This window comes from Candidatus Krumholzibacteriia bacterium, from assembly GCA_035649275.1.
GTDB lineage: Bacteria > Krumholzibacteriota > Krumholzibacteriia.
Window position 1 is genome coordinate 18,023 of the sequence record DASRJW010000134.1, and the last position, 21,280, is coordinate 39,302.

Genomic DNA, 21,280 nt, shown 5'->3' on the forward strand with positions numbered 1-21,280 from the left:
GTGACGGCGAGCTTCAATAGATGTAGACGGGTGTGCCCACACGGACCAGCTCGTGCAGTTGCCGCAGGTCCTCGCGACCCAGACGGATGCAGCCGTGCGTCACGCTCCGGCCGAGCAGGCGCTCGTAGAGCGTGCCGTGGATCAGATAGCCGTCGCCGAAATACATGCCGTACTCCCCGAGCACGCCGGCCTCGAAGCGCTCGTTGGGATCCTTGGGGATCGGCTTCCCCTCCTCGACGAAGGCCCAGTCGGGTTTCTTCCAGATGGGGTTGCGCATGATGTTGAGGATGCGGAAATGGCCCCGCGGCGTGTCGAAGACCCAGTGCCTCTCGCCGCCGATGTCCTTGAGGATCATCCCGGAGCCGGAGGAACACATGGCGTCCAGCTTCAGTGCTTCGCCGTCGCGCAGGTACAAACGATTGTGCGCCGCATCGACGACGATGAACGGTTCCCGCGGCACGAAGCGCTGCAGCTTCGCTTGCAGCCGTTTCTCCGCCGCTCCGAGCTTGGCGTTGTCACCCTCACCGCCGAGCGGTATAGGCGTGTCCTCGTAGCCGCTGCCCCAGAGCAGCAGACCCAGGACGATGCCGACAAGGGCGCTCCCGAACACGACGGCGCCCCGCACGCGCCTGGGCGGCGGTGGCCGCCGCCGCGCTGGGGGTCGTTGCCGTGCTTCGGGTGGCGGGGGCAGCGGCGGGCGTGGCGATGGCTGCGGCGAGCGAGGCGGCGGCGGGCCGGGCACCGAGGGGGAAGGCCGAGGCGGTTGCGTCCCCGCCGGACCCGCCGGCGCGGGCCGAGACGAGGGTTGCTGCCCCGAAGTCGGCGGCGACGGCCGAGGCGGTGGCTGCTGTCCCGATGGGGGCTGCGGAGGCCGAGGCGCTGGTTGCTGCCCCGAGGTCGGCGGCGACGGCCGAGGCGGCGGCAACGATGGGGGCGCCGAACCCGCCGCGCCCGACGGCGGTGGTACCGGGCGTCTCGAGCGCCGGTCGCGGCTCATGGGATGACCTCGCTCTTCGCCGCGCGATAGCGCTCCACCAGCTCGAGGAACGGGCCGCCATCACCATGGCTACCGACGATGACGACCGGCGTGCCGATGCTCACGGCGTTGAACAGCTCGTCCATCTCGGGATTGGCAATGGCCACACAGCCCCGGGTCCAATCCTTCTGCCGGCCGCCTTCGCCGTGGATCTCGATCTGCCCGCCCGGAGCGCTCGCGCGGATCTTGCCCGAACGGCGCAGCCGGCGGAAGACCGCCAGGTCCTCGGCGGTGGGATAGTCCAGCAGCAGGGCCCGATGGTAGTGCGATTGCCCCACGTCCTTCTTCGCCACGATCCTGTACTTGCCTTCCGGCGTCGCCTGATCCCCCGAGGCGGTCTTGTCGGCGATGCTGTTGCTGCCGATGTCGGCGCGGTAGCGTTTGTTTGGCATGCCGCCGCGGTAGAGCGTCAGCGAGTGCGCCGCCTTGCTCACCACGATGGCCGTCTGCCCCGTGCGACGCGACCAGGCCACGGTTTCGTCCACCATGTGCCGCCAGCGCTCGACGAGCTGGGTGTCGGCATAGCGGCCGGCGCGCTCGGCGCACGCCTCGCCGACCCGGCTCGCCACCGTTTCGGACTCTGTCGCCAGGGCCTCGGCGTCGGCGTAGTGGCCTTCGCGCCAATGCTGCTTGGCTTCCTGCAGTCGGACCTGGGCCCTCGCGAGCAACGTTCGCTCGTAGAGCGAGAGCGGCATGAGCATGCCGAAGTCGCGCCCGATCGCCACCAGCTCCGTGGCCTGGTGGACCTGCATCTGGGCGCGTTCCTGCGCCGACTTCCGACGGTTCACCGCGCCCCGGGCCGCTTCCCAGGAGCGTTGTTCCGCTTGCGACAAGATCAACCGTGCCACCTCGAAGTTCCGCAGCGGCAGGAAACGGGCCGATTGCCGGCGGTACTCGAAAAGGCCCTGGGCGAGCGCCTTTTTGGCGGCGGCGAGCTGCCGGGGCGCCCAGCGCGCGGCGCCGCGCCGTTCGGCCTGTTCGTAGGCCCGCCACGCCGCTTGCCGGCCGAAGTCAGGAGGGCTCGTGCGTCCGGAAACGATGGGAACCAGGGCCGCGGCCGTGAGCCCCAGGAGGAGACAGGCGGCGCTGGCGAGGAGGAGATTGCGTTTCGCCCGCAAGAGGGCCGGGGGAATCGCCCAGAGCCGCAGCCGCAGCTGGAGCCGCGGGGGGAGCTTCTGGAAGGCGCGCCGGAAGAAGCGGCGCAGCGCGGAAAGTCCGGGCCCGAACCAAGCCGCGAGCCAGGCGCAGAGACAGTCGCTCAGGAAGAGAACGGGAGTGGCGAAATGCCGCAGCATCGCGCCCGCCCGGCGGAGGAATCGGGGGAGCACGAAATGGAAGTGCATGCGCTTCGCGCGCAGCTTTCGGAGCCGGCGGAGGGCTTCCATAATGTCGCAGTCACGGTGTACCCGTTCGGACGGACGGGCCCTCCCGGACGGAGGCACGGACCGTGCCTCCGCCCAGGGGACCCTTCAGAGTAATCGGAAGGATGCCGCGACGCTACTTCTTGGCGGCGGCCTTCATCTGGATGGCTTGCTCGATGCTGGACTTCACCGACGCGATGGTGGAGTTCGCGGCCTGCACCTTGGTGCGGGCCTCCATCAGCTTGTCCTGATCCAGGAGCGCCTGCGCCTCGTCGATGGCGGTCCCGGCCGCGGTCAGGTCGGAACCCATGACCTGCAGGTCCAGCGTGGTGCCCTTGCCCCTGGGAGCTTTCTCCAGCATGCCCTGCGCCTCGGTGAGCATGGTGCGGGACTCGCCGATCATGCTCGTCACTTCCTGGCGGATGCGGTTCTTGTTCTCCACCGCCTGGGTGGCCGCCGTCTGCGCCGCCGTGGTGGCTTCGGCGACCATCGTCTTCGCCTTGTCGTACTTGCGGAAGAGGGCGAACTTGCCTTCTTGGAGCTTCACTTCTTCCTCGTAGGCCGACGTCGCGCTCCGCGCCGACTGCATCGCCTCGGGGGCATACGCCTCCGCCTCCGCCTTGGTGGCTTCCGCCATCGCGGCCTTGGCGGCTTCGATCTCTACGGTCGGAGGTTTCGAACAGCCCGCCAAGGCAAGCACCAGAATCGCCAACAGACTCGACACACGAACGACTTTCCGCATGGCTCCACTCCGTTTGGGGGTCAAACCTGAGCTTCGGTGGACTCGGGATGTCCTGGACGTGGCGCCGCCCTTGCGGAGCCGGCGCGAAGCAGGATTCCGACGACCCGTCGGACTCGCGTTGACCTGGACCACTTGAAGAGCGGCTCCTTACGCAGGCCGCTCCCGGTCGGACGGACGATTCCGCCGCCGGACCAGGGGGTTCGACACCCCCACGACAGCTCTGCGGCTTGATACCCCCCCTCTGCGGGCAGTGTCAAGGGTCGTTTTACCCAGACGCAGCCTGGGCGCGGCCCGCAGCCGCGCTGCCTCTGGCCTGCAGGAAATCCAGCAAGGGAAACCCCGGGGCCCGCCATGGGGCCGGTCCCTAGGCTCGAGGGTCGCGGAGGGGGGCTCCGTTCGTGGCACCGGGTTGTCTGGAGGCGGCAGGAAAGCGCGAGGGCCCGGTGCGGCGCCTTTGGAGGCGGACGCCGCAGCCGGGCCCGATACTGCTCCTCGAGGAGTGGAGCGAACGAGTTCTGGCTACTTGAGCAGGATGAGTTTCTGCTTCACCACCCGGGTGGCCGTCTCGAGGCGCACGAAGTGGACGCCGCTCGAAGTGTCCTGCCCGAGGACGCCCTGACCATCCCAGAGCAGCTCGTGCCGCCCTTTCTCCATAACGCCGTCGGCGAGCACGGCGAGGACCCGGCCGCGCACGTCGTGAATGGTGACCTTCACCGGACCCGTCGCCTCCAGGTCGAAGGCGAGTCGGGTGCGCGGGTTGAACGGGTTGGGCGTGGCCGCGATCTCCTGGATCCGGCGCGGGAGGATCTGCCGCTCGATGGTGCCGTAGGGGAAGTCGATGTCCGCCAGCGTCGCCCCGGCCGTCACCGTCAGGGGCTGTGCCGTGGAAAGTTGGATCGTGCCGCCGTAGTAGCGAGGCGTGAACTCCGGGTACAGCGAGCCCGGATTGGCGCGTACGACGAAGGTGCTCGCCGGGATCGGGCCGATCCGGTAATGGCCGCCGGCATCGGTGTTGGTGTCCAACGAGGGCAGCACCTCACCCGCCGGCGTGTACACGTCGATGCTCACCCCTGCCATGGGATCGCCCATCCGCGTGGCCACGGTGCCGCTGATCCAGCCGCCGGGCCGCAAGGCGAAGTCGATGCTGCCCGCGCTCGAGCCCGCTTGCACGGCGATCGGCGTCGCCTGCGAGGCCAGCATGACACCGGTGTGGTACTGGAAGGCGAGCCCGAGTTCCGGGACCCCGTCGCAGCGCACGATGTAGGCACCGGTCGGCACGGCACCGGCGAGGTAGGTGCCGTCCGCCTCGCTGTGCGTCCGCGCCACCCGGGTGTTCCCGGACCACACGTCGATGCCGACGTTCGCCAGGGGTTGGCCGGTGCTCGCGTCGGTCACGGTGCCGCCGAGGGTACCGCCGAGCGGCAGGCTGATGGAAACACCCGAGGCGGTGGTGCCCCTGGAGACGGCGACGCGAGCGGCAGAAGCGATCTGGCTCGTGTCACCGAAATAGGTATCCAGGCAACCCTGCGCCGCGGTGGGATCGGCCAAGACGTAGTACAGGCCATCGGGCAGCGAGCTGACCCGATAGACGCCGTGGACATCGGTGGTGGCGTCGGCCTCGTCGAGGAAGACGCCGTTCTGATCGAAGACGTCGATGTCCACTCCGGCGAGCGGTGCGCCGGTCGCCCGGTCGGTGACCACGCCGTTCAACGAACCTCCCAGGTCGAGCTTGAACTCGAGGCCCAGCGCGTCGCCGCCGGCGACGTGCACCAGCTGCGAGCCGGAGAGCGCGACGGAGCCGCCGTAGAACTCGGCGAGGTAATCGGAGTTCCCCGAGGGATCGGCGCGGAGATAGAAGTTGCCGTCCGGGACCGGACCCACGGTGAAGAAACCGTCCAAGTCGGTGATGGCGTCGACATGGTCGACGAAGGAGCCGTCGGCACCGTAGAGGTCGAGATCCACGCCGGCGAGGGGCGCGCCGGTGATGGCGTCCACCACGCGGCCGCGGCAGTGATGGCCACGGGAGATATAAAAGTCCAGGTTCACCACGCCGTTGCTGCGCACTTGCACGGAAAAGGCCTGGGACTGCAGGAACACCTCAGGGTAGTACTGCACCGGGTAGCCTTGCGTGAGCGAGGGATCGACGCGCACGTAGTAGCGCCCTGCCGGTAGCGGCTCGAGGAGGAAGCTGCCGTCTTCGGCGGAGTTGTCGTCGTTGGGCATGCCCGGGGTGTCGATCCCCAGCACCTGCTCGAGTTGGATGTTGAAGACATCGAGATCCATACGACCCAGAGGCTGGCCCGTTTGGGCGTCGCGTATGGTACCCGTGATGCTTCCCCCTTGCGCCACCGACCACGGCAGGGCCAGGAGCAGGACGACGAAGAGGAGTTTCCTCGCAGCGAAGATGAAACCAACGGAATTAGACATGGGAGATCGTAATCCCTTGTGTGCCGAAGTGTGCCGAAGGCATGACCAGACCGTCTGGCCGGTGAGAACCCGAGGCGATCCACGGGGAGAGGTGAGAGCAGGGCGCCGCGGCGCGAGCCGTGACGTACTGCATTCATTGTAGAAAGAACCGAAGCGCGGACACAATCGTTGTCCGCGTCGTTTCCCGCTCTGCCTCGCCGGGGAAACGCACGCCGCCTTAGTGCGCCGAATGACGCGATGGGCTAGACTGGTCCGGCGTTTCCCGTCGGTTCCCAGGAGGTCCCATGCGTCCGTTGCGCGCCGCCGTCTGCCTTCTCGTCGTGCCTTGGCTCCTTCCTTCTGCGACGGCCGGCGCCGCCACCTTCCCCCGCGCCGAGGCGACGAAGCGTGCCGTGGCGCGGCTGGTGGAGCTGCACGGGCCGGCGCAGCAGCAACGCATCGAGAGCGGCGTGCAGCAGGCGGCGCGGCTGTGGCGCGCCGAAGACGGCGACGTGAACGCCTTCGTCGACTTCGCCGTCGAGCAGTTCCAGGCCGAGCCTGCGGCGCTGGACGACACCTTCGCCTCCCTGGAGCGGGCGATGGAGATGATCGACGGGCATTTCGTCTCCATGGGGCGGGAGCTCAAGCACCACATGGATGTCGAGGCCGGTCCGATCCGTCCGGTGGATCGTTTGCTCGGCGCCTACGATGCTTCGGCGCACGTGAGCGAGGATCTCTTCGGCGCCAAAGTCGCCTTCGTGGCGCTCCTCAACTTCCCGGGCAGCAGCCTCGAGGAACGTCTCACCGCTGGGCCGCAGTGGTCGCGGCGGCGCTGGGCCGAGGCCCGCTTGCTCGGGCGCTTCGAGCAACGGGTGCCGGCGGCGGCGCAGCAGGCACTGAGCGCCTCGGTGGCCCGGGCCGATGCCTACATCTCCGACTACAACTTGTACCTGCATCACTGGCTGACCGCGGACGGCCAGCGACTCTTTCCCACCGGGCTCCGCCTCATCAGCCACTGGGGTCTGCGTGACGAGCTGAAGGCGCACTACGGCGAGGCGCAGGGAATCGAGAAGCAGCGTCTCATCGCCCAGGTGATGGAAGCCATCGTGCGCCAGGAGATCCCGCAGGCGGTGATCAACAACCCGCGTTTCGACTGGACGCCGGTCACCGGGAAGGTGAGCGTCTCCCCGGTGCAGGACGGCGAGCCGCCGGCGGGCGCGGGCACGAACCCCGATGGGGCCCGCGAGCCCGACACACGTTACCGCCTGCTCCTCGACATCTTCCAGGCCATGCGCCAGGTGGACCCCTACGTGCCCCAGGCGCCCACGGCCATCGCGCGCAGCTTCGACGTGGAACGGGAGATCCCGCTCGCCACCGTGCGCGCCATGTTCGAGGCGCTCTTCCAAAGCCCCGTGGCCGGCGACGTGGCGCACCTGATCGAGACGCGTCTCGGCCGCCCCCTCGAGCCCTTCGACCTCTGGTACGCCGGCTTCAAACCGAGGGTGCAATACGCCGAAGCCGATCTGGACGCCAAGACCCGCAAGCGTTACCCCACCTCGGCGGCGTTCGGCGCCGACATCCCGCGGCTCCTCCGTGACCTCGGCTTCAGCGCCGAGACGGCGGGGATGCTGGCCACGCACATCGTCGTCGACCCGTCCCGCGGCGCCGGTCATGCTCTCGGCGCCGGACGCCGCGACGACAGTGCGCACCTGCGCACTCGGGTCGGCGCCGACGGCATGGACTACAAGGGCTACAACATCGCGGTGCACGAGCTCGGCCACAACGTCGAGCAAGTGTTCTCGCTCAACGGCATCGATCACACCCTGCTGCAGGGCGTGCCGGGAAATGCGTTCACCGAGGCCCTCGCTTTCGTCTTCCAGGAGCGGGACCTGGAGCTCTTGGGGATGGCGCAGAAGAGCGACGACAACCACCACCTGCGCGCGCTGGAAGCGTACTGGGGCGCCTGCGAGATCGGCGCCGTGGCCTTGCTCGACGTGGCGGTATGGGAGTGGATGTACGCACACCGGTCGGCGACGCCGGCGGAGCTGCGCGGCGCCACCGTGCGCCTCGCCGGCGAGGTTTGGGAGCGCACTTTCGGGCCCCTGATGCACGGCCAGCCTTCGGTGCTCCTCGGCATCTACTCGCACATGCTCGCCTATCCGCTCTATCTGGCGAACTACCCCCTGGGACACCTCATCGCCTTCCAGCTGGAACAACATTTCCAGGGCGCCGACTTGGCGGCGGAGTTCGAAAGAGTGTGCAAGCAGGGCCGGGTGACCCCGGATCTGTGGATGCGGGGCGCCGTGGGCGCGCCGCTGCAAGCGGAGCCGCTCCTGCAGGCGGCGGCAGCCGCGGTGGCGGCGCTCCAGCCCCAGGGCGCCGGGGCGCGCTGAAACGGAGCGGCAGCATGAGCACGCGCAGCACCACCACCACCACGGCCGCCGCCAGCGCCGCGGCCCTACAGCCGGAATATGCCGCTGTTCGCGCCGCCACCGTGGCGCTGTGTGCTCCCCTCGCCGTCGAGGATCACGTGGTGCAGACGATGGCCGATGTGAGCCCGCCGAAGTGGCACCTGGCGCACACGACCTGGTTCTTCGAGACCTTCGTGCTCGCCCAGTTCGTCCCCGACTATCGGCCAGTGCACCCGCTCTATCGCACCTTGTTCAATTCGTACTATGAGGCCGTCGGTGCCCGTCATCCGCGCGCCGAGCGCGGCTTGCTGTCACGCCCCACGGTGCGGGAGGTGCTGGATTACCGCCGGCACGTGGACGCCCGCATCCACGATCTGTTGCTGCGACTGCCCGCGGAGCACGAGAACGAGCTCTGCCGCCGCCTCATCCTGGGGTTGCATCACGAGCAGCAGCACCAGGAGCTCCTGCTCGTGGACATCAAGCACATCTTCGCCACCAATCCGCTCCAACCGGTGTACCGCGCCGCCCCGACCGGCGCCACTCAGCCCGTGGCGCCGCTCCGCTGGCACCCCTTCGCCGGTGGCCTGCTCGAGTTCGGCCACGCCGGCCCGGGCTTCGCTTTCGACAACGAGTCGCCGCGGCACCGAGTGTTCCTCGCGCCCTTCGCCCTCGCCGATCGTTGCGTCAGCAACGGCGAATACCTGGAATTCATCGCCGCGGGCGGCTACGAGCGCCCCGAGCTCTGGCTCGCCGACGGCTGGGCCACGGTGGCGAACGGCGATTGGCGGGCGCCGCTCTACTGGCAGGAGCGCGACGGCGCTTGGTTCGAATTCACCCTGAGCGGGCCGCGACCGCTGCGGCTGGACGAGCCCGTGGTGCACGTGAGCTACTACGAAGCCGATGCCTTCGCCCGCTGGCGCCAGGCGCGCTTGCCCAGCGAGTTCGAGTGGGAGCTCGCGGCGCAGTCATCGCCCCGGGAAGGCAACTTCGTCGAATCCGGCGCTCTGCAACCCCGGCCCGCCCACGCGCCCGCCTTGGCGACCGCGTCGGGACGTGGATCCACCCAAGGTTTGCGCCAAATTTTCGGCGATGTCTGGGAGCTGACGCGCAGCGATTACGCGCCCTATCCGGGCTATCACGCGCAGCGCGGAGCGCTCGGCGAGTACAACGGCAAGTTCATGAGCGGACAGGTGGTGTTGCGCGGGGGCTCGTGCGCCACGCCGCGGTCGCACATCCGCGCCACCTACCGCAACTTCTTCTATCCCCACCAGCGCTGGAACTTCCAGGGGCTGCGCCTGGCGCAGGACGCCTGAAGCACGGCGCGACGGCGCTCAGTCGAAGGGCGAGTGGCCGCTCTTCGCCGGCTGGTAGAACGGATTCTGTCCCGCCGCGTGATCCGTCGTGTCCAGGACTTCGGCGATCTCGGGCACGGCGCCGACGATGGACTTCTCGATCCCCTGCTTCAGCGTCACGCTCACCATGCCGCAGCCCTGGCAGCCGCCGCCGAGGCGGATGTAGGCCTTGCCGTCCCGCACGTCGAGGAGTGCCACGTAGCCGCCGTGGGTGGCGACTCCAGGATTGATCTCTGTGTCGATGACGCGCTGCACCTTGAGCGCCACGGGATCGCGCCACAGCGGATTGGGATTGTCGATCTTGAAGCCTTGCCCGCCGGCCTGCAGGACGAAGTCGAGGGTGGCGCCCTTCAGGTCTTCCTGGCTCGGTCCGTCCACGAGGACGGTGAGAGCGCCGCTCGACACCACCACGTCGGTGGCGGACTTCTCGTCCAGGCGCAAGAGGGTGAGCTCGTACTCGAAACCCTGGGCGCCGCGCCCGCTGATCGCCAGACGCAGGCAGTGATCCTTGCCTTCCTGAGACTCCAGGATCTCGCTCAGCTGTTTGCTCGCCGCCTCGGTGATCGTGATCATCGCCCTCTCCTCGTGCTCATCGCCCTTCCCTCCGTGACGGGGTTGCCGTCGAGCCGTGCGGCGGCGCCGCGGCGTCTTCGATCTCCAGCACCAGGCGCGCGTGACTGCGGCGCAGCGCTGCCTCCACTGCTTCGGGCGTCGCGGCGCGGGCGAAGAGAAAGCCGAGGTAGCGCCCGCCTTCCGGGGGTGGCAGCACCGGCTGTCCGCTGGCGACGGTAAGGCGCACGTCCTCCACGTGCTCCACCTCCCGAGCCGCCTCCACGCCACCGACCCGCCTCAGGATACCAGCCCGGGGGATGGGAATCATCATCACTCCAGCGGCGCGCGGCTCGCGCTCGAGGGCAGCGGTGTCGCGGCCCAGGGCCTGGCGCAAGACCAGCTCTTCCAGGGACACCTCCCCGGCGCCGAAGCGGAGCGCCCGGGCGCAGAGGCCGCCGATGGAACGCGGCGCCGCTTCCAAGAGAGTGGTCCCCGCGGCGTTGCAACGCACTTCGGCGTGCAGCGGCCCGGTGCGGAGACCGAGCGCCCGCGCGGCAGCGCGCACCGTGTCCACCACCTCGGACTGCAACGCCCGCGGCTGGCGGGACGGCGTGACGTAGATCGTCTCCTGGAAGAACGGACCCTCCAGGGGGTCGGGCTTGTCGAAGAGGGCGAGTGTCCGGAGCTCGCCGTCTTGCAGCAGACCTTCGAGCGCCATCTCCAGGCCGGGAATGTAGTCCTCCACCAGAATCTGCTGGGTGTGCTCGGCGTCGCGCAGATCCGGGCCGGAGAGGATAGCGGCGAGACGGGAAAAGGCGGCGACGAACTCCGCCGCCCCGTTGGCGCGGATGACGCCACGGCTGCCGGAGAGGGCGAGGGGCTTGACGACGCAGGGGTAGTCGACTCGAGCGGCGAGGCGCTCGGGATCGGAGTCGCGCGGCACAGCGCGGAAGCCCGGCACCAGCAGACCCGCCGCCTGCAGCGCTCGACGAGTGGACAACTTGTCGCGCGCCGTCCGTACCGCGTCCACGCTGTTGTGAGCGAGGCCGAGAGACTGGGCCAGGTGCGCTGCCAGGACCACGCCCTCGTCGTCCGCGGCGACGATCGCCGTGAGCGGTGTCGACGCGGCGAAGGTCAGCACCTGGCGCACTGCCGTTTCGAGGTCCGCGAAGGGGAGCGCCAGGTGACCTTGGGGATGCAGGGAAGCGAGTGCCTGGGGCCGGTCGCTGCCGACGACGACTTCGACAGCCAAAGTACGGGCGGCGGCGAGAAAGGCCTCCGCCTTGTAGGTCGTGGTCGTCATCAGGAGGAGGAGTCGATCCACGAGCGCTCCCGGCGGCTTGGCGTCGTGCGCTCGCATTCTAGCATCGGCTGGATGCGTGCGGCGGGCCGGGTCGCCTCGTCCCGCCCCGTGTCCGTGGCGAGCCCGACACCGCACGCTTGCCCGTTCGTTCGCTGCCACCGGCATGAGAATGCCGGGCGGTCGCGCGAGGGGAGGGGAGGGGACGGTGCCTCCGCCGGAGCACCGTCCCCATCGGACCGTCGGTGGCCGTCGCCGCCGCCGGTGTTGCCGGATCGAACGCGGTATCGCGCCCGCGCGTCGTCGTCGTCGCTCTCTGCCGGGCGATCCGTCGCCGCTGCAGCAAAGGCGCTTCACGTCGATGGCGACACTGCGGCGGCGGAAAGCCAGCGGGATGCCAACGCCACGCTGGCCCGCAGCGACATCTGGGTGTCGCATCGAAGTCCGTATATGTACTCGGATTACGGCGGGCGACCTGCGGTGGAGGCGTGGAGCGCCACGAGCCGCCGCGGGCCGCCTGCGACAGAATGATCCGCGCGGCACGGCGAGAACGCCGGAGGCATGACAGGATGTCGCCGGAAACAGCGCGCCGTCGCACCCGCAGGGCTTCCGCCCCCTGCATCGAGCCGCTATCATCCGCTCCGCGAGGCGCGCGTGGGCGCGCCGGACGACGGGAGCGCACCATCTCCGCCGCCAAGACAGAGCCGCGATCGACGCCGCTCGAGGCGCAGCACCGGCAGTGCGGCGCCCGCATGGTGGAGTTCGCCGGCTGGTCGATGCCCATCCAGTACGACGGCCTGATCAAGGAGCACGAGCGCGTGCGCCGCGCCGCCGGGCTCTTCGACGTCAGCCACATGGGCGAGCTCTTCTTCAGCGGTCCCGGCGCCCTGACCACGCTCGACCGGCTGGCGACCAACGACGTCGCCGCGCTCGTCGATGGCCAGGTGCTCTACACGCCGCTCTGCAATCCTCGTGGCGGCGTGCGCGACGATGTCCTCGTCTACCGCATGGATGGCAACCGTTTCATGATGGTGGTCAACGCCGCCAACACGGCGAAGATCCTCGCCTGGTCCCGGGAGCACCTGCAGCCACAGACGGAGCTCCAGGACCGCAGCGACGAGGTGGCTCTCCTCGCCTTGCAAGGCCCGCGCAGCCCGGATATCCTGCGCCGCTCGCGCCTCCTCGGCGACCTGGGTGAGCGTGCGGCGACGCTGCCCTACTATCGTTTCCTCGCTGGAGCGGGAGAGGTGCTGGCGGTGTCGCGCACCGGCTATACCGGCGAAAGGGGCTACGAGATCTACGTGCAGGCCTCCCGCGCCCCGGCTCTCTGGGAGGATCTCCTGGCCCAGGGTGGCGAGCTGGGCCTGGGGCCGGCGGGGCTCGGAGCCCGGGACACTTTGCGCTTCGAGGTGGCGTACTGCCTCTACGGGCACGAGCTGGAGGAGGACACTTCGCCTCTGGAAGCCGGGCTCGGCTGGACGGTGAAGCTGAAGAAGCCGGACTTCATCGGCCGGGAGGCGCTCGTACGTCAAAAAGAGCAGGGCGTGCCGCGACGGCTTCTCGGCCTCGAGCTGGCCGATCGAGTCATCGCCCGCGCCGGCTTCGCAGTCCGCGGCCAGGGTCGAGAGGTGGGGAAGGTGACCAGCGGCACCTTCGCACCCAGCCTCGGCCGTAGTCTGGCACTGGCGCTGGTGCAGAGCGACGCCGCCGAGGCGCCGCTCGCCGTGGTCGTGCGCGGCCGCGAGGTGGGGGCGCGCCGCGTGGCGCTACCGTTCCACGCTCCGAGCGCGCAGGCGTGAGGTCCGTGGACCGGGGCTCGCGAATCCAGGAGGAAAGAAGGACATGCCGTACATCCCCCGGCAGCTCAGGTACACGCAGGAACACGAGTGGGTGAGTCTCGAGGAGGACGGCACCGCCACCATCGGCATCAGCGACTTCGCCCAGTCCGAGCTCGGAGACATCGTCTTCGTCGAGCTGCCCGAAGAAGGGGACAAGCTGGTGCAGATGGAATCCTTCGGTACCATCGAAGCGGTGAAGACCGTGAGCGACCTCTATTCCCCCGTCTCCGGCGAGGTCGTGGCGGTCAACAAGCAGCTCGTGGACCTGCCCACGCTGATCAACGAAAGCCCCTACGACGACGGCTGGCTCGTGAAGGTGCGCCTCGACGATCCACGCGAGCTCGAACGCCTGCTCACCGCGGAGCAGTACAACGAGCAGATCGGCCAGGCGGACTGATTCCGCTCTCGACGACGCACCGCCGCGAAGCCCCGGTTCTTCTCCTGCTCTTGCTCGCTGCCGCCCTGCTCGCCCCCGGTTGCGAACACAAGGCGGCCCCTGTGCCGGTGACGCCGGAGCCGGGCGGCAGCTTGGCGATCGCCATCCTGGAACCCTTCGATTTCTTGACCCCGGTGCGCGCCGTGCGCCCGGCCACCGAGGAATTCATGGTGCACGTGACGCCGCCGCTCGGCCGGGTCACGGAGCAGGGAGACATCCAGTGGCTCATGGCGCGGGCGCCGCGCCCGCTGCAGCCGGGTCTCCTCTTTCGCCTGCGCCCCGCTTTCTGGGAGGACGGCGTGCCGGTGACCGCCGCCGACTTCGCCCTCACCGTTCACGTCATGCTGCATCCCGGAGCGCCGGGTCACGAACGTTCGCGCTACGGTCTCGTTCGCGACGTGGTGGCGCTGGACGACTCGACGCTCTACTTCGACCTGCTGGAGTTTTCCCGCGAGCGCTTCCGGGACGCTCTGATCGCGCCGCTCCCGGCCCACGTCCTCGGGCCCGATCCCGACCCGCGCCATCTCTATGAATGGCCGGTGAGCCGCAAGCCCCTTTCCTGCGGCCCCTTCCGCGTCGTCGAGAGCAGCACCGATACTCTGGTCCTCGAGCGCCGCGAGGATTCGGGCTGGCCGCCACCGCGGCTCGACCGCGTCATCGTGCGCTCCCTCGAGCCGGAAATCGCCGTGCAGCAGTTCCGTGACGGCGCCGTCGACGTCGTCGATGCCTTGCCGGCGGCGCAAGCGGAGGCGCTGCGCGGCGTGCGCGAGGCGCGGCTCCTCGCCTTCGTCGGCGCTTCCTATCTCTATGTGGGCTGGAACCTGCGCGACGCGCGCTTCGGCGACCTCACGGTGCGCCGCGCCGCCGCCATGGCGGTGGACGTCGAGCGGTTGTGCCGGGATCTCACCTTGGGTCAAGGTGATGTGGCGCGAGGGCCGCTGGTGCCGGTGCTCGGCCTTCCGGATACGTCGAGCGTCCTGCCGCACGACCTGAAGCAGGCGCGCGCCCTCCTCGACGCCGCGGGGTGGCAGGACCACGACCGGGACGGCATCCGCGACCGCGGCGGCGCTAGGCTCGCCTTCAACCTTCTCGTCCCGGAAAACGACGCGCTGCGCGAGCAGAGCGCCGCCGCCGTGGCTCGCGCGCTCCGGGATCTCGAGATCGAGGTGAGCGTGCGCGTCTTGGTGGTGGAAGAGTTCTACGCCCGCTTGCAGCGCGGCGCCTTCGAAGCTTACCTGGGCCAATGGTTCCCGCGCCGCGGCCAGCCTCTGGAGGACGTCTGGCACTCCGAAGCCACCGACCGTTTCAACTACGGCGGCTTCAACGACCCCGGCGTGGACAGCCTTCTCGTCCGCTTGCGCTTGGAGCAACCAGGACCGAGCGAAGAGGAGTTGCTGGCGGCGTTGCAGCGGCGCGTCTACGCCCAGCAGCCCTATCTCTTCCTCTTCCAGGAGCCGCGCTTCACCGTCTTCGCGGCCCGGGTGCAAGGGGTCCGCCCCACCGTGCTCTCCACCTTCTGGAACCTGCCGGAGTGGTGGGTTCCGCGCGCCCAGCGCTCTCCTGAGCCCTGAGGAGTTGGCGGGCGCCTTCCGCACTTGCGACGCCGCCTGGAGCCTCGCATAGTGGGCGTATGCTCGCGTTCGTCGCCCGCCGGCTCCTCGTTTCCGTCTTCCTGATCCTCGGGCTCCTGACCCTGGTTTTCTTCGTCAGCCACCTGGCCCCGGGCGATCCCCTGCAGCGCTACGCCGTCGGCGAGGTCGACGCCGCGACGCTGGCGCACCTGGAGCGCCAGTTCGGTCTGGACCAGCCGCTCCCGGTGCAGTACGGCCGCTGGCTGCGTTCCTTCCTTTTCGATTTCGACTTCGGCGTCAGCATCGGCCAGCGCCGCGCCGTGCGCGACATCGTGCTCGAAGCCCTGCCGTACACCTTGCGCCTCGCGGCGGCGGCCCTCGCCGTGCGTTTGCTTCTCGGCGTCACCCTGGGGGTGGTGGCAGCGCTGCGCCGGGGCCGGCGCACCGATCTCGGTCTCGGCCTGGGGGCGTTGCTCGTGTATTCCATCCCCTCCTTCTGGCTCGGCTTGATGCTGCTGCTCCTCTTCTCCTGGCAGCTGCAATGGTTGCCCTCGGGGCAAGCGCATCGCCTCGACGCCGCCAGCCTTTCCTGGGCGGCACGCGTCGCGGACTCGCTCCTCCATCTATTGCTGCCGGTCTTCGTTCTCGGCGTCGGCGGCGCCGCCTCGATCTTCCGCTTCGCCCGCGCCGGCATGATCGAGGTCCTGAGCCAGGACTACGTCCGCGCCGCCCGCGCCCGGGGCTTGCGCGAACGCACCATCGTCCTGCACCACGCGCTGCGCAACGCGCTCCTCCCGGTGGTCACGCTGGTGGGTTTGTCCATCCCGGCCCTCGTGGGCGGCACCGTGGTGATCGAGAGCCTGTTCTCCTGGCCCGGGCTCGGGCGGTTGACCGTGGATGCCATCGGCCAGCGCGACTACCCGGTGATCATGGCGACGACCTTTCTCGCCGGCGTCACCGCGGTGGCCGGCTCCCTCCTCGCCGATCTGCTCGCCTCCTGGCTCGACCCGCGCATCCGGATGGAAAGTTGAGCATGTCGTTCCGCCGCTTCACCGCCCATCGTGCCGCCGTGGCTGGCGCCGTCGTCGTCGGCCTGCTGTGGCTCCTGGCGCTCCTCGCCCCCTGGCTCGCTCCTTACGATCCCGCCGGCTTCACCCGGATGGGGCTCGTTCCTCCCGGCAGCGAGCACTGGCTCGGCACCGACGCGATCGGACGCGACGTGTTTTCCCGCCTCCTCTTCGGCGCCCGCCTTTCTCTCGGCGTCGCCATGCTGGCCGTCCTGGTGGCGGTCTCCATCGGCACCGCCGTGGGTCTGGTGGCGGGTTTCGCCGGTGGCGCTATGGACACGGCGCTGATGCGCGGCGTCGATCTGTTGCTGGCCTTCCCGCGTCTGTTCCTGGCGCTCCTCGCCATCGCGCTCTGGGGGCCGTCGATCTGGTTGTTGACCTTGGTTCTCGGCCTCACCGGCTGGATGTCCACGGCGCGACTCGTCCGCACCCAGGTGCTCTCCTTGCGTGAGCAGGACTTCGTCACCGCCGGGCGCGCCCTCGGAGTGCCGACGCCGCGCCTTCTCCTTCGCCACGTGCTGCCGCACTGCACCGCCCCGCTTCTCGTCGCCGCCACCTTGATGGTGGGGAACACCATCCTGGCGGAAAGCGCGCTCTCCTTCCTGGGCCTCGGTGTGCAGGTGCCGGGGGCGAGCTGGGGGGCGATGCTGAACGAAGCCCGCGGCGAATGGCGGAGCGCCTGGTGGCTCGCCACCTTCCCGGGGCTCCTGATCACGCTCACCGTTCTCGCCCACAATCTGGTCGGTGACGGTTTGCGCGATCTCCTCGACCCGCGCCTGCCGGTGGGGCCGGAGCGGAGCACGAGCCCATGAGCGCCGCCCGTCCTCTGCGAGCAGAGCCCGAACCGCTCCTCTCGGTCGAGGACCTGCGCACCTGCTTCGAGACCGAAGCCGGGACCTCCCAGGTTCTCGCCGGGGTGAACCTGCGTCTCGGGCGGGGTGAGGTCTTGGGTCTCGTCGGGGAGTCGGGGAGCGGCAAGACGATGACGGCGCTCTCCATCCTCGGCCTGGTGCCCGAGCCAGGTCGCATCGTCTCCGGGGAGGTCCGCTTCGACGGCCAGGACTTGCGCCGGCTCGACCGGGAGGCCTTACGGCAGGTACGCGGTCGCGGCATCGCCATGGTCTTCCAGGAACCGCAAAGCACGCTCAACCCGGTGCGGACCTGCGGCGACCAGATCGGCGAGTTGCTGCGGGAACACCTGAGGATGGGTCGGGCGGCTTCCCGAGCCCAGACTCTCGAGCTCCTCCGTTCCGTCCACCTCCCGGATCCGGAGCGTGTGGCGCGCCAGTATCCCCATGAGCTCTCGGGTGGGATGTGTCGTCGCGTCGCCGTCGCCCTGGCGCTTTCTTGCCAACCCCAGCTTCTCATCGCCGACGAGGCCACGAGCGGCCTGGATCGCACCATCCAGGCCCAGATCCTCGCCCTCCTGGCGGAGCTCCAGGCGGCGCACGACCTGGCGGTTCTGCACATCACTCATGACCTGGCGGTGGTAGCGGAGACGGCGGCACGCGTGGCGGTGATGTATGCCGGGCGGATCGTCGAGACCGGGCCCACCTCGAAGGTGTTCGCGGCACCGGCACATCCTTATACACGGGCGCTCCTCCGGGCCCGGCCGGGGCTCCTGCTTGCGCCACGACGGCTCGAGCCCATCCCAGGTGTGGCGCCCGATCCCCGCAACCTGCCCTCCCACTGTCCCTTCCAGGCGCGCTGCCCGTTCCGGGTGGAACGCTGCCTGCAACAGGATCCGGAACCCCGGTGGCTCGGTCCGGAGCACTGGAGCCGCTGTTTCGTCGACTTGCCCGGAGCGGTTGGATGAAACCCGACCGCCGCTCGGCGGAGATCTTCGCTGGGTCCGGAAGCCGTCCTGCCTGGACTCTCGTAACCTGCATCGGCACCAAGCGATTGACACCACCCGAGGGGGGACCTATATTGCTGGGGCCCACGCGAGGCTCCCGGCATTTCCGATAGGCCCAATGCCTTCGTGGCTGAGGCTAAGAGAGTTCGATCGCCGACCCCCACCGGCAGACCGAGCCCGGAGGTCTTCATCGACTCTCTTTCTTTGTTTCTGAAAGCAAGTGAAGGCGGCTCGGCGCTGGGGTCGCAGTCGAGCCTCTCGCACGGCATGGTGAGCAAGTCGCTTTTTCCCCCGCGGCCCGCAGGAATCGATGCATCTGCCGGAGTCACGAGAGGGGAGTGAGCGAGTGATGGCCAGACTGCTCCGCACCGTGGCGCTGCGGTGTGCGTCTGTCCTTGGTGCGGTGGTGCTCGCAAGTCTGCCGGCGCAGGCGCAGCAGGCCGCGGTGGGTTCCATCAAGGGCACCATCGTCGACCGCGAGACCAACAAGCCTCTCGATTTCAGCAACATCATCATCCTCGGCACCACCATGGGTGCCATGGCGCGCAACGGCGGGCAATTCACCATCAATCTCGTCCCCGTCGGCACCTATCAGGTGAAGGCCAGCTTCGTCGGCTACGATCCGATGACGATGAGCGACGTGCGGGTGGATGCCAACAAGGCCACGCTGATCGACTTCCACCTGAAGAAGGGCGTGGCCGGTGTGGTGCAGACGATCACCGTCACCAGCGAAGCCCACAAGGTGGACGTCAAGGCCTCCGACACCTCCCATGTGACCACGGACAAAGAGATCCTCTCGCTCCCCGTCGACGAGTGGGCGGAGGGGGCGGCGCTCAACACCGGCGTCGTCGTCCAGGGCGGCGAGCTGCACGTGCGCGGCGGCCGCTCCGGCGAGTTGTCCGTACGGATCGACGGCGTCCCGGTGGACGACCCGCTCTCCGGCGGCAGCGTCGACCTGGGCCTGCTCTCGGTGGCGCAGCAGGAGCTGATCACGGGCGGCATGGACGCCGAGTACGGCAACGCCTCGTCGGGGGTCCTCAATTTCACCACCCGTTCCGGGGGCCGCAACTTCGAGGGCAACTTCCGCTTCACCACCGACGACTACGGCCGCGCCGACAAGACCTTCCAGAACTACGACCGCTACTCTCTCGGCTTCGGCGGGCCGACACCGTTCCGGGACCTGACCTACTACGTGTCCGGCGAAGCGACCTTCGTGGACGGGGAGTTCTTGAGCACCAAGAGGTACCCCGAGCACGAGTGGATGGGGATCACCTTCAAGGAGCGGGTGGATTCGGACTTCCGCACCCAGGGCCGCCTGGATTGGAAGCTGCCCAAGGGCGTGAAGATGTCCGGCGAGATGACCCTCTCCCAGTCCAAGAATGATCCCTACTTCCACAACTGGACCACCGAGGGCTACCCGGCGAAGGTCCTCACCTACCAGTCGCTGCGGCCGAATCGTTTCAAGCGCGGCTACTTCCTCCCCTCGGGCAACGTCACGGTGTTCGACGGTCCCTGGCGCCAGACCGCGGCGACCGCCAGCTTCGTGCCCATCGAGGAGGATGGGAACTGTGTCTACTGTCTGGTGCCGACGGCAGAGAACGCCACCATCCGTGCCGTGCGCGTCCTCGACACCCAGGGCAGGATCAACTACGCCGTCATCGACTTCCTCATGTTCGAGGGCTGGCAGAATCCCTCCAGCACCTGGGTCCCGGATCTGGAAGGGGCGGTGGGAGACACCAACAAGGCCTACTACAACTCCGCCGAGCACAGCTCGACGACGGAGAACAACAGCCAGCAGCTCAAGTGGACGTTGACCCACACGCTGTCGCCCAAGACCTTCTACGAGGTCAAGCTCTCCCGCCTCGCCTTCGACGTCACCAGCACGGTCAACGGTCAGGCGCCGGCGGACTTCGCCAGCGCCCGCCAGTTCATCTGGGTGCCGGGCCGGGGCCCGCAGCGTCTGGGGAACGTGGACTTCTACACCGACCCGAAGGTGCCTTTCTTCGTCACCGCCTACGATCGGCCCTTCTACAGCCGGCGCAACACCGTGACCTATCTCATGCGCAGCGACATCACCTCGCAGCATTGGCGGGGGCACCGGCTCAAGGGCGGCCTGCTGGTGGAGTACAACGACCTGGATCAGTCGCAGCTGAACTCGCCGGCCCTGCAGCAGCAGTATCTCGACCCCCCGGGCCTGGGGCGGAATGTCTTCCACAACTTCAACCCCGAGGGCTCCTTCTACGTCCAGGACCGCTGGGAGTACGAAGGCATGGTGGTGAACGGCGGCGTCCGCTTCGACTTCTTCTCCCCCGGCTCGGGGATCGGCGTCCAGATCCACAGCGACGAGATCCCCCGCGACGTGCAGCGCTGGCAGACGCAGTGGAGCCCCCGGCTCGGGCTCGCCTTCCCGATCACCGACCGGGACGTGTTCAACTTCCACTACGGGCGCTTCATCCAGTTCCCGGAGAAGAACTTCATCTTCGCCTCCCAGGACGTGAACCAAGCGCTGGGAACGCTGGGGAACCCGAACCTGGAGCCGGAGACCTCTATCGCCTACCAGGCGGGGATCCACCACCAGTTCACCAACAACGTCTCGGCGCAGTTCGCCCTGTTCAACAAGGATTACTATGGTCTGGTGTCGTCCATCGAGATCACTGACGACTCCACCGGGACGCAGAACTTCCGCTATGTGAACCGGGCCTTCGCCAGCAGCCGCGGCGTCGAGCTCGGGGTGCGGCGCGCCTTCGCCAACAACTTCGCCCTCGAGGTGTCCTACACCTTCTCCTACGCCGATGGCGTCTCCTCCAACCCGGACTTCGGCCGCCAGGCGGCGGGGTTCTCCTACATCCCCACCGGCGAGCTGCCCCTGGACTGGGACCAGCGCCACACGGTGAACACGACGCTCACCCTGGCCAAGGCCGGCGACTGGTCCACCAGCTTCGTCTACTCCTATGGCAGCGGCCTGCCGTGGACGCCGTTCTTCCGCTTCGAGAAGAAGCAGGATCCGACGCTGGAGAACTCGCGGCGCTACCCGGCCACCAACATCATCAACTTCCGGGGCGAGAAGTTCTTCCGCGTCTACGGGCAGAACCTGCGCATCTTCCTCGACGGGCGCAACTTGCTCGACGACCGCGTGGTCGTGAGCCTCCAGGGCAACGGCGTGACACCGGGGCTCCGGGACGCCACCTCGGCCTACGTGCCCTATGCCACCGAGATCGGCCAGTTCGGCGGCGCTTATCTGCAGGACACCGACCAGGATGGCAGCGACGAGTTCTACCCGGTGAACGACCCCACCGTGTTCGGACAACGCCGATACTTCCGCCTCGGCCTGGGCTTCGAGTTCTAGAAGATGC

General features: G+C 68.6%; 15 protein-coding genes. 9 read left to right on the top strand and 6 right to left on the bottom strand.

The window, feature by feature from the left end:
- Window positions 1-13: 13 nt before the first annotated feature.
- The 4 genes from VFE28_14450 to VFE28_14465 form a co-directional block, all read right to left on the bottom strand.
- Window positions 14-610, bottom strand: a complete 597-nt coding sequence (locus VFE28_14450; GenBank protein ID HZM17199.1) for a L,D-transpeptidase — start codon at window positions 608-610, stop codon at window positions 14-16.
- A gap of 383 nt (window positions 611-993) precedes the next feature.
- Window positions 994-2,331, bottom strand: a complete 1,338-nt coding sequence (locus VFE28_14455; protein HZM17200.1) for a L,D-transpeptidase — start codon at window positions 2,329-2,331, stop codon at window positions 994-996.
- A gap of 202 nt (window positions 2,332-2,533) precedes the next feature.
- Window positions 2,534-3,139 (bottom strand): hypothetical protein, encoded by a 606-nt coding sequence (locus tag VFE28_14460; GenBank protein ID HZM17201.1) that lies wholly within the window; start codon window positions 3,137-3,139, stop codon window positions 2,534-2,536.
- 519 nt (window positions 3,140-3,658) lie between these two features.
- The gene (locus tag VFE28_14465; GenBank protein HZM17202.1) at window positions 3,659-5,566 is read right to left on the bottom strand and encodes a T9SS type A sorting domain-containing protein; all 1,908 of its coding nucleotides are present in this window, start codon (window positions 5,564-5,566) and stop codon (window positions 3,659-3,661) included.
- A gap of 284 nt (window positions 5,567-5,850) precedes the next feature.
- On the opposite strand from VFE28_14465, the gene VFE28_14470 reads away from it, so the two are divergent.
- A complete protein-coding gene (locus tag VFE28_14470; GenBank protein HZM17203.1) occupies window positions 5,851-7,938 on the top strand; it encodes a hypothetical protein in 2,088 nt (695 codons plus the stop codon).
- A 14-nt stretch (window positions 7,939-7,952) separates the two neighbouring features.
- A complete protein-coding gene (gene egtB / locus VFE28_14475; GenBank protein ID HZM17204.1) occupies window positions 7,953-9,269 on the top strand; it encodes an ergothioneine biosynthesis protein EgtB in 1,317 nt (438 codons plus the stop codon).
- Window positions 9,270-9,287: 18 nt separating this feature from the next.
- Here egtB and VFE28_14480 read toward each other — a convergent pair whose 3' ends face one another.
- Window positions 9,288-9,881: an iron-sulfur cluster assembly accessory protein gene (locus VFE28_14480; GenBank protein HZM17205.1), complete on the bottom strand. Its 594-nt coding sequence runs from the start codon at window positions 9,879-9,881 to the stop codon at window positions 9,288-9,290.
- A gap of 16 nt (window positions 9,882-9,897) precedes the next feature.
- A complete protein-coding gene (locus VFE28_14485; GenBank protein ID HZM17206.1) occupies window positions 9,898-11,220 on the bottom strand; it encodes an ATP-grasp domain-containing protein in 1,323 nt (440 codons plus the stop codon).
- Between the two features lie 623 nt (window positions 11,221-11,843).
- On the opposite strand from VFE28_14485, the gene gcvT reads away from it, so the two are divergent.
- The 7 genes from gcvT (at window position 11,844) to VFE28_14520 (ending at window position 21,273) form a co-directional block, all read left to right on the top strand.
- Window positions 11,844-12,959 carry a glycine cleavage system aminomethyltransferase GcvT gene (gene gcvT, locus VFE28_14490; protein ID HZM17207.1) on the top strand — a complete coding sequence of 372 codons (1,116 nt, stop codon included), beginning with the start codon at window positions 11,844-11,846 and terminating at the stop codon, window positions 12,957-12,959.
- A gap of 43 nt (window positions 12,960-13,002) precedes the next feature.
- Window positions 13,003-13,395 (top strand): glycine cleavage system protein GcvH, encoded by a 393-nt coding sequence (gene gcvH / locus VFE28_14495; GenBank protein ID HZM17208.1) that lies wholly within the window; start codon window positions 13,003-13,005, stop codon window positions 13,393-13,395.
- A 101-nt stretch (window positions 13,396-13,496) separates the two neighbouring features.
- On the top strand, window positions 13,497-15,005 hold the full coding sequence (locus VFE28_14500) for an ABC transporter substrate-binding protein (protein ID HZM17209.1): 1,509 nt from the start codon (window positions 13,497-13,499) through the stop codon (window positions 15,003-15,005).
- 59 nt (window positions 15,006-15,064) lie between these two features.
- On the top strand, window positions 15,065-16,036 hold the full coding sequence (locus tag VFE28_14505) for an ABC transporter permease (GenBank protein ID HZM17210.1): 972 nt from the start codon (window positions 15,065-15,067) through the stop codon (window positions 16,034-16,036).
- A 2-nt stretch (window positions 16,037-16,038) separates the two neighbouring features.
- A complete protein-coding gene (locus tag VFE28_14510) occupies window positions 16,039-16,884 on the top strand; it encodes an ABC transporter permease (GenBank protein HZM17211.1) in 846 nt (281 codons plus the stop codon).
- On the top strand, window positions 16,881-17,888 hold the full coding sequence (locus tag VFE28_14515; protein HZM17212.1) for an ABC transporter ATP-binding protein: 1,008 nt from the start codon (window positions 16,881-16,883) through the stop codon (window positions 17,886-17,888). Before VFE28_14510 ends, VFE28_14515 begins: the two co-directional genes overlap by 4 nt.
- 388 nt (window positions 17,889-18,276) lie before the next feature.
- Window positions 18,277-21,273 (top strand): TonB-dependent receptor, encoded by a 2,997-nt coding sequence (locus VFE28_14520; GenBank protein HZM17213.1) that lies wholly within the window; start codon window positions 18,277-18,279, stop codon window positions 21,271-21,273.
- The last annotated feature ends 7 nt before the right edge of the window (window positions 21,274-21,280 follow it).

Coding starts and splice junctions, on each gene's coding strand:
- VFE28_14455 (HZM17200.1), bottom strand. CDS start 2,331: ATGCTGCGGCATTTCGCCACTCCCGTTCTCTTCCTGAGCGACTGTCTC.
- VFE28_14460 (HZM17201.1), bottom strand. CDS start 3,139: ATGCGGAAAGTCGTTCGTGTGTCGAGTCTGTTGGCGATTCTGGTGCTT.
- VFE28_14465 (HZM17202.1), bottom strand. CDS start 5,566: ATGTCTAATTCCGTTGGTTTCATCTTCGCTGCGAGGAAACTCCTCTTC.
- VFE28_14470 (HZM17203.1), top strand. CDS start 5,851: ATGCGTCCGTTGCGCGCCGCCGTCTGCCTTCTCGTCGTGCCTTGGCTC.
- egtB (HZM17204.1), top strand. CDS start 7,953: ATGAGCACGCGCAGCACCACCACCACCACGGCCGCCGCCAGCGCCGCG.
- VFE28_14480 (HZM17205.1), bottom strand. CDS start 9,881: ATGATCACGATCACCGAGGCGGCGAGCAAACAGCTGAGCGAGATCCTG.
- VFE28_14485 (HZM17206.1), bottom strand. CDS start 11,220: ATGCGAGCGCACGACGCCAAGCCGCCGGGAGCGCTCGTGGATCGACTC.
- gcvH (HZM17208.1), top strand. CDS start 13,003: ATGCCGTACATCCCCCGGCAGCTCAGGTACACGCAGGAACACGAGTGG.
- VFE28_14505 (HZM17210.1), top strand. CDS start 15,065: ATGCTCGCGTTCGTCGCCCGCCGGCTCCTCGTTTCCGTCTTCCTGATC.
- VFE28_14510 (HZM17211.1), top strand. CDS start 16,039: ATGTCGTTCCGCCGCTTCACCGCCCATCGTGCCGCCGTGGCTGGCGCC.
- VFE28_14515 (HZM17212.1), top strand. CDS start 16,881: ATGAGCGCCGCCCGTCCTCTGCGAGCAGAGCCCGAACCGCTCCTCTCG.
- VFE28_14520 (HZM17213.1), top strand. CDS start 18,277: ATGGCCAGACTGCTCCGCACCGTGGCGCTGCGGTGTGCGTCTGTCCTT.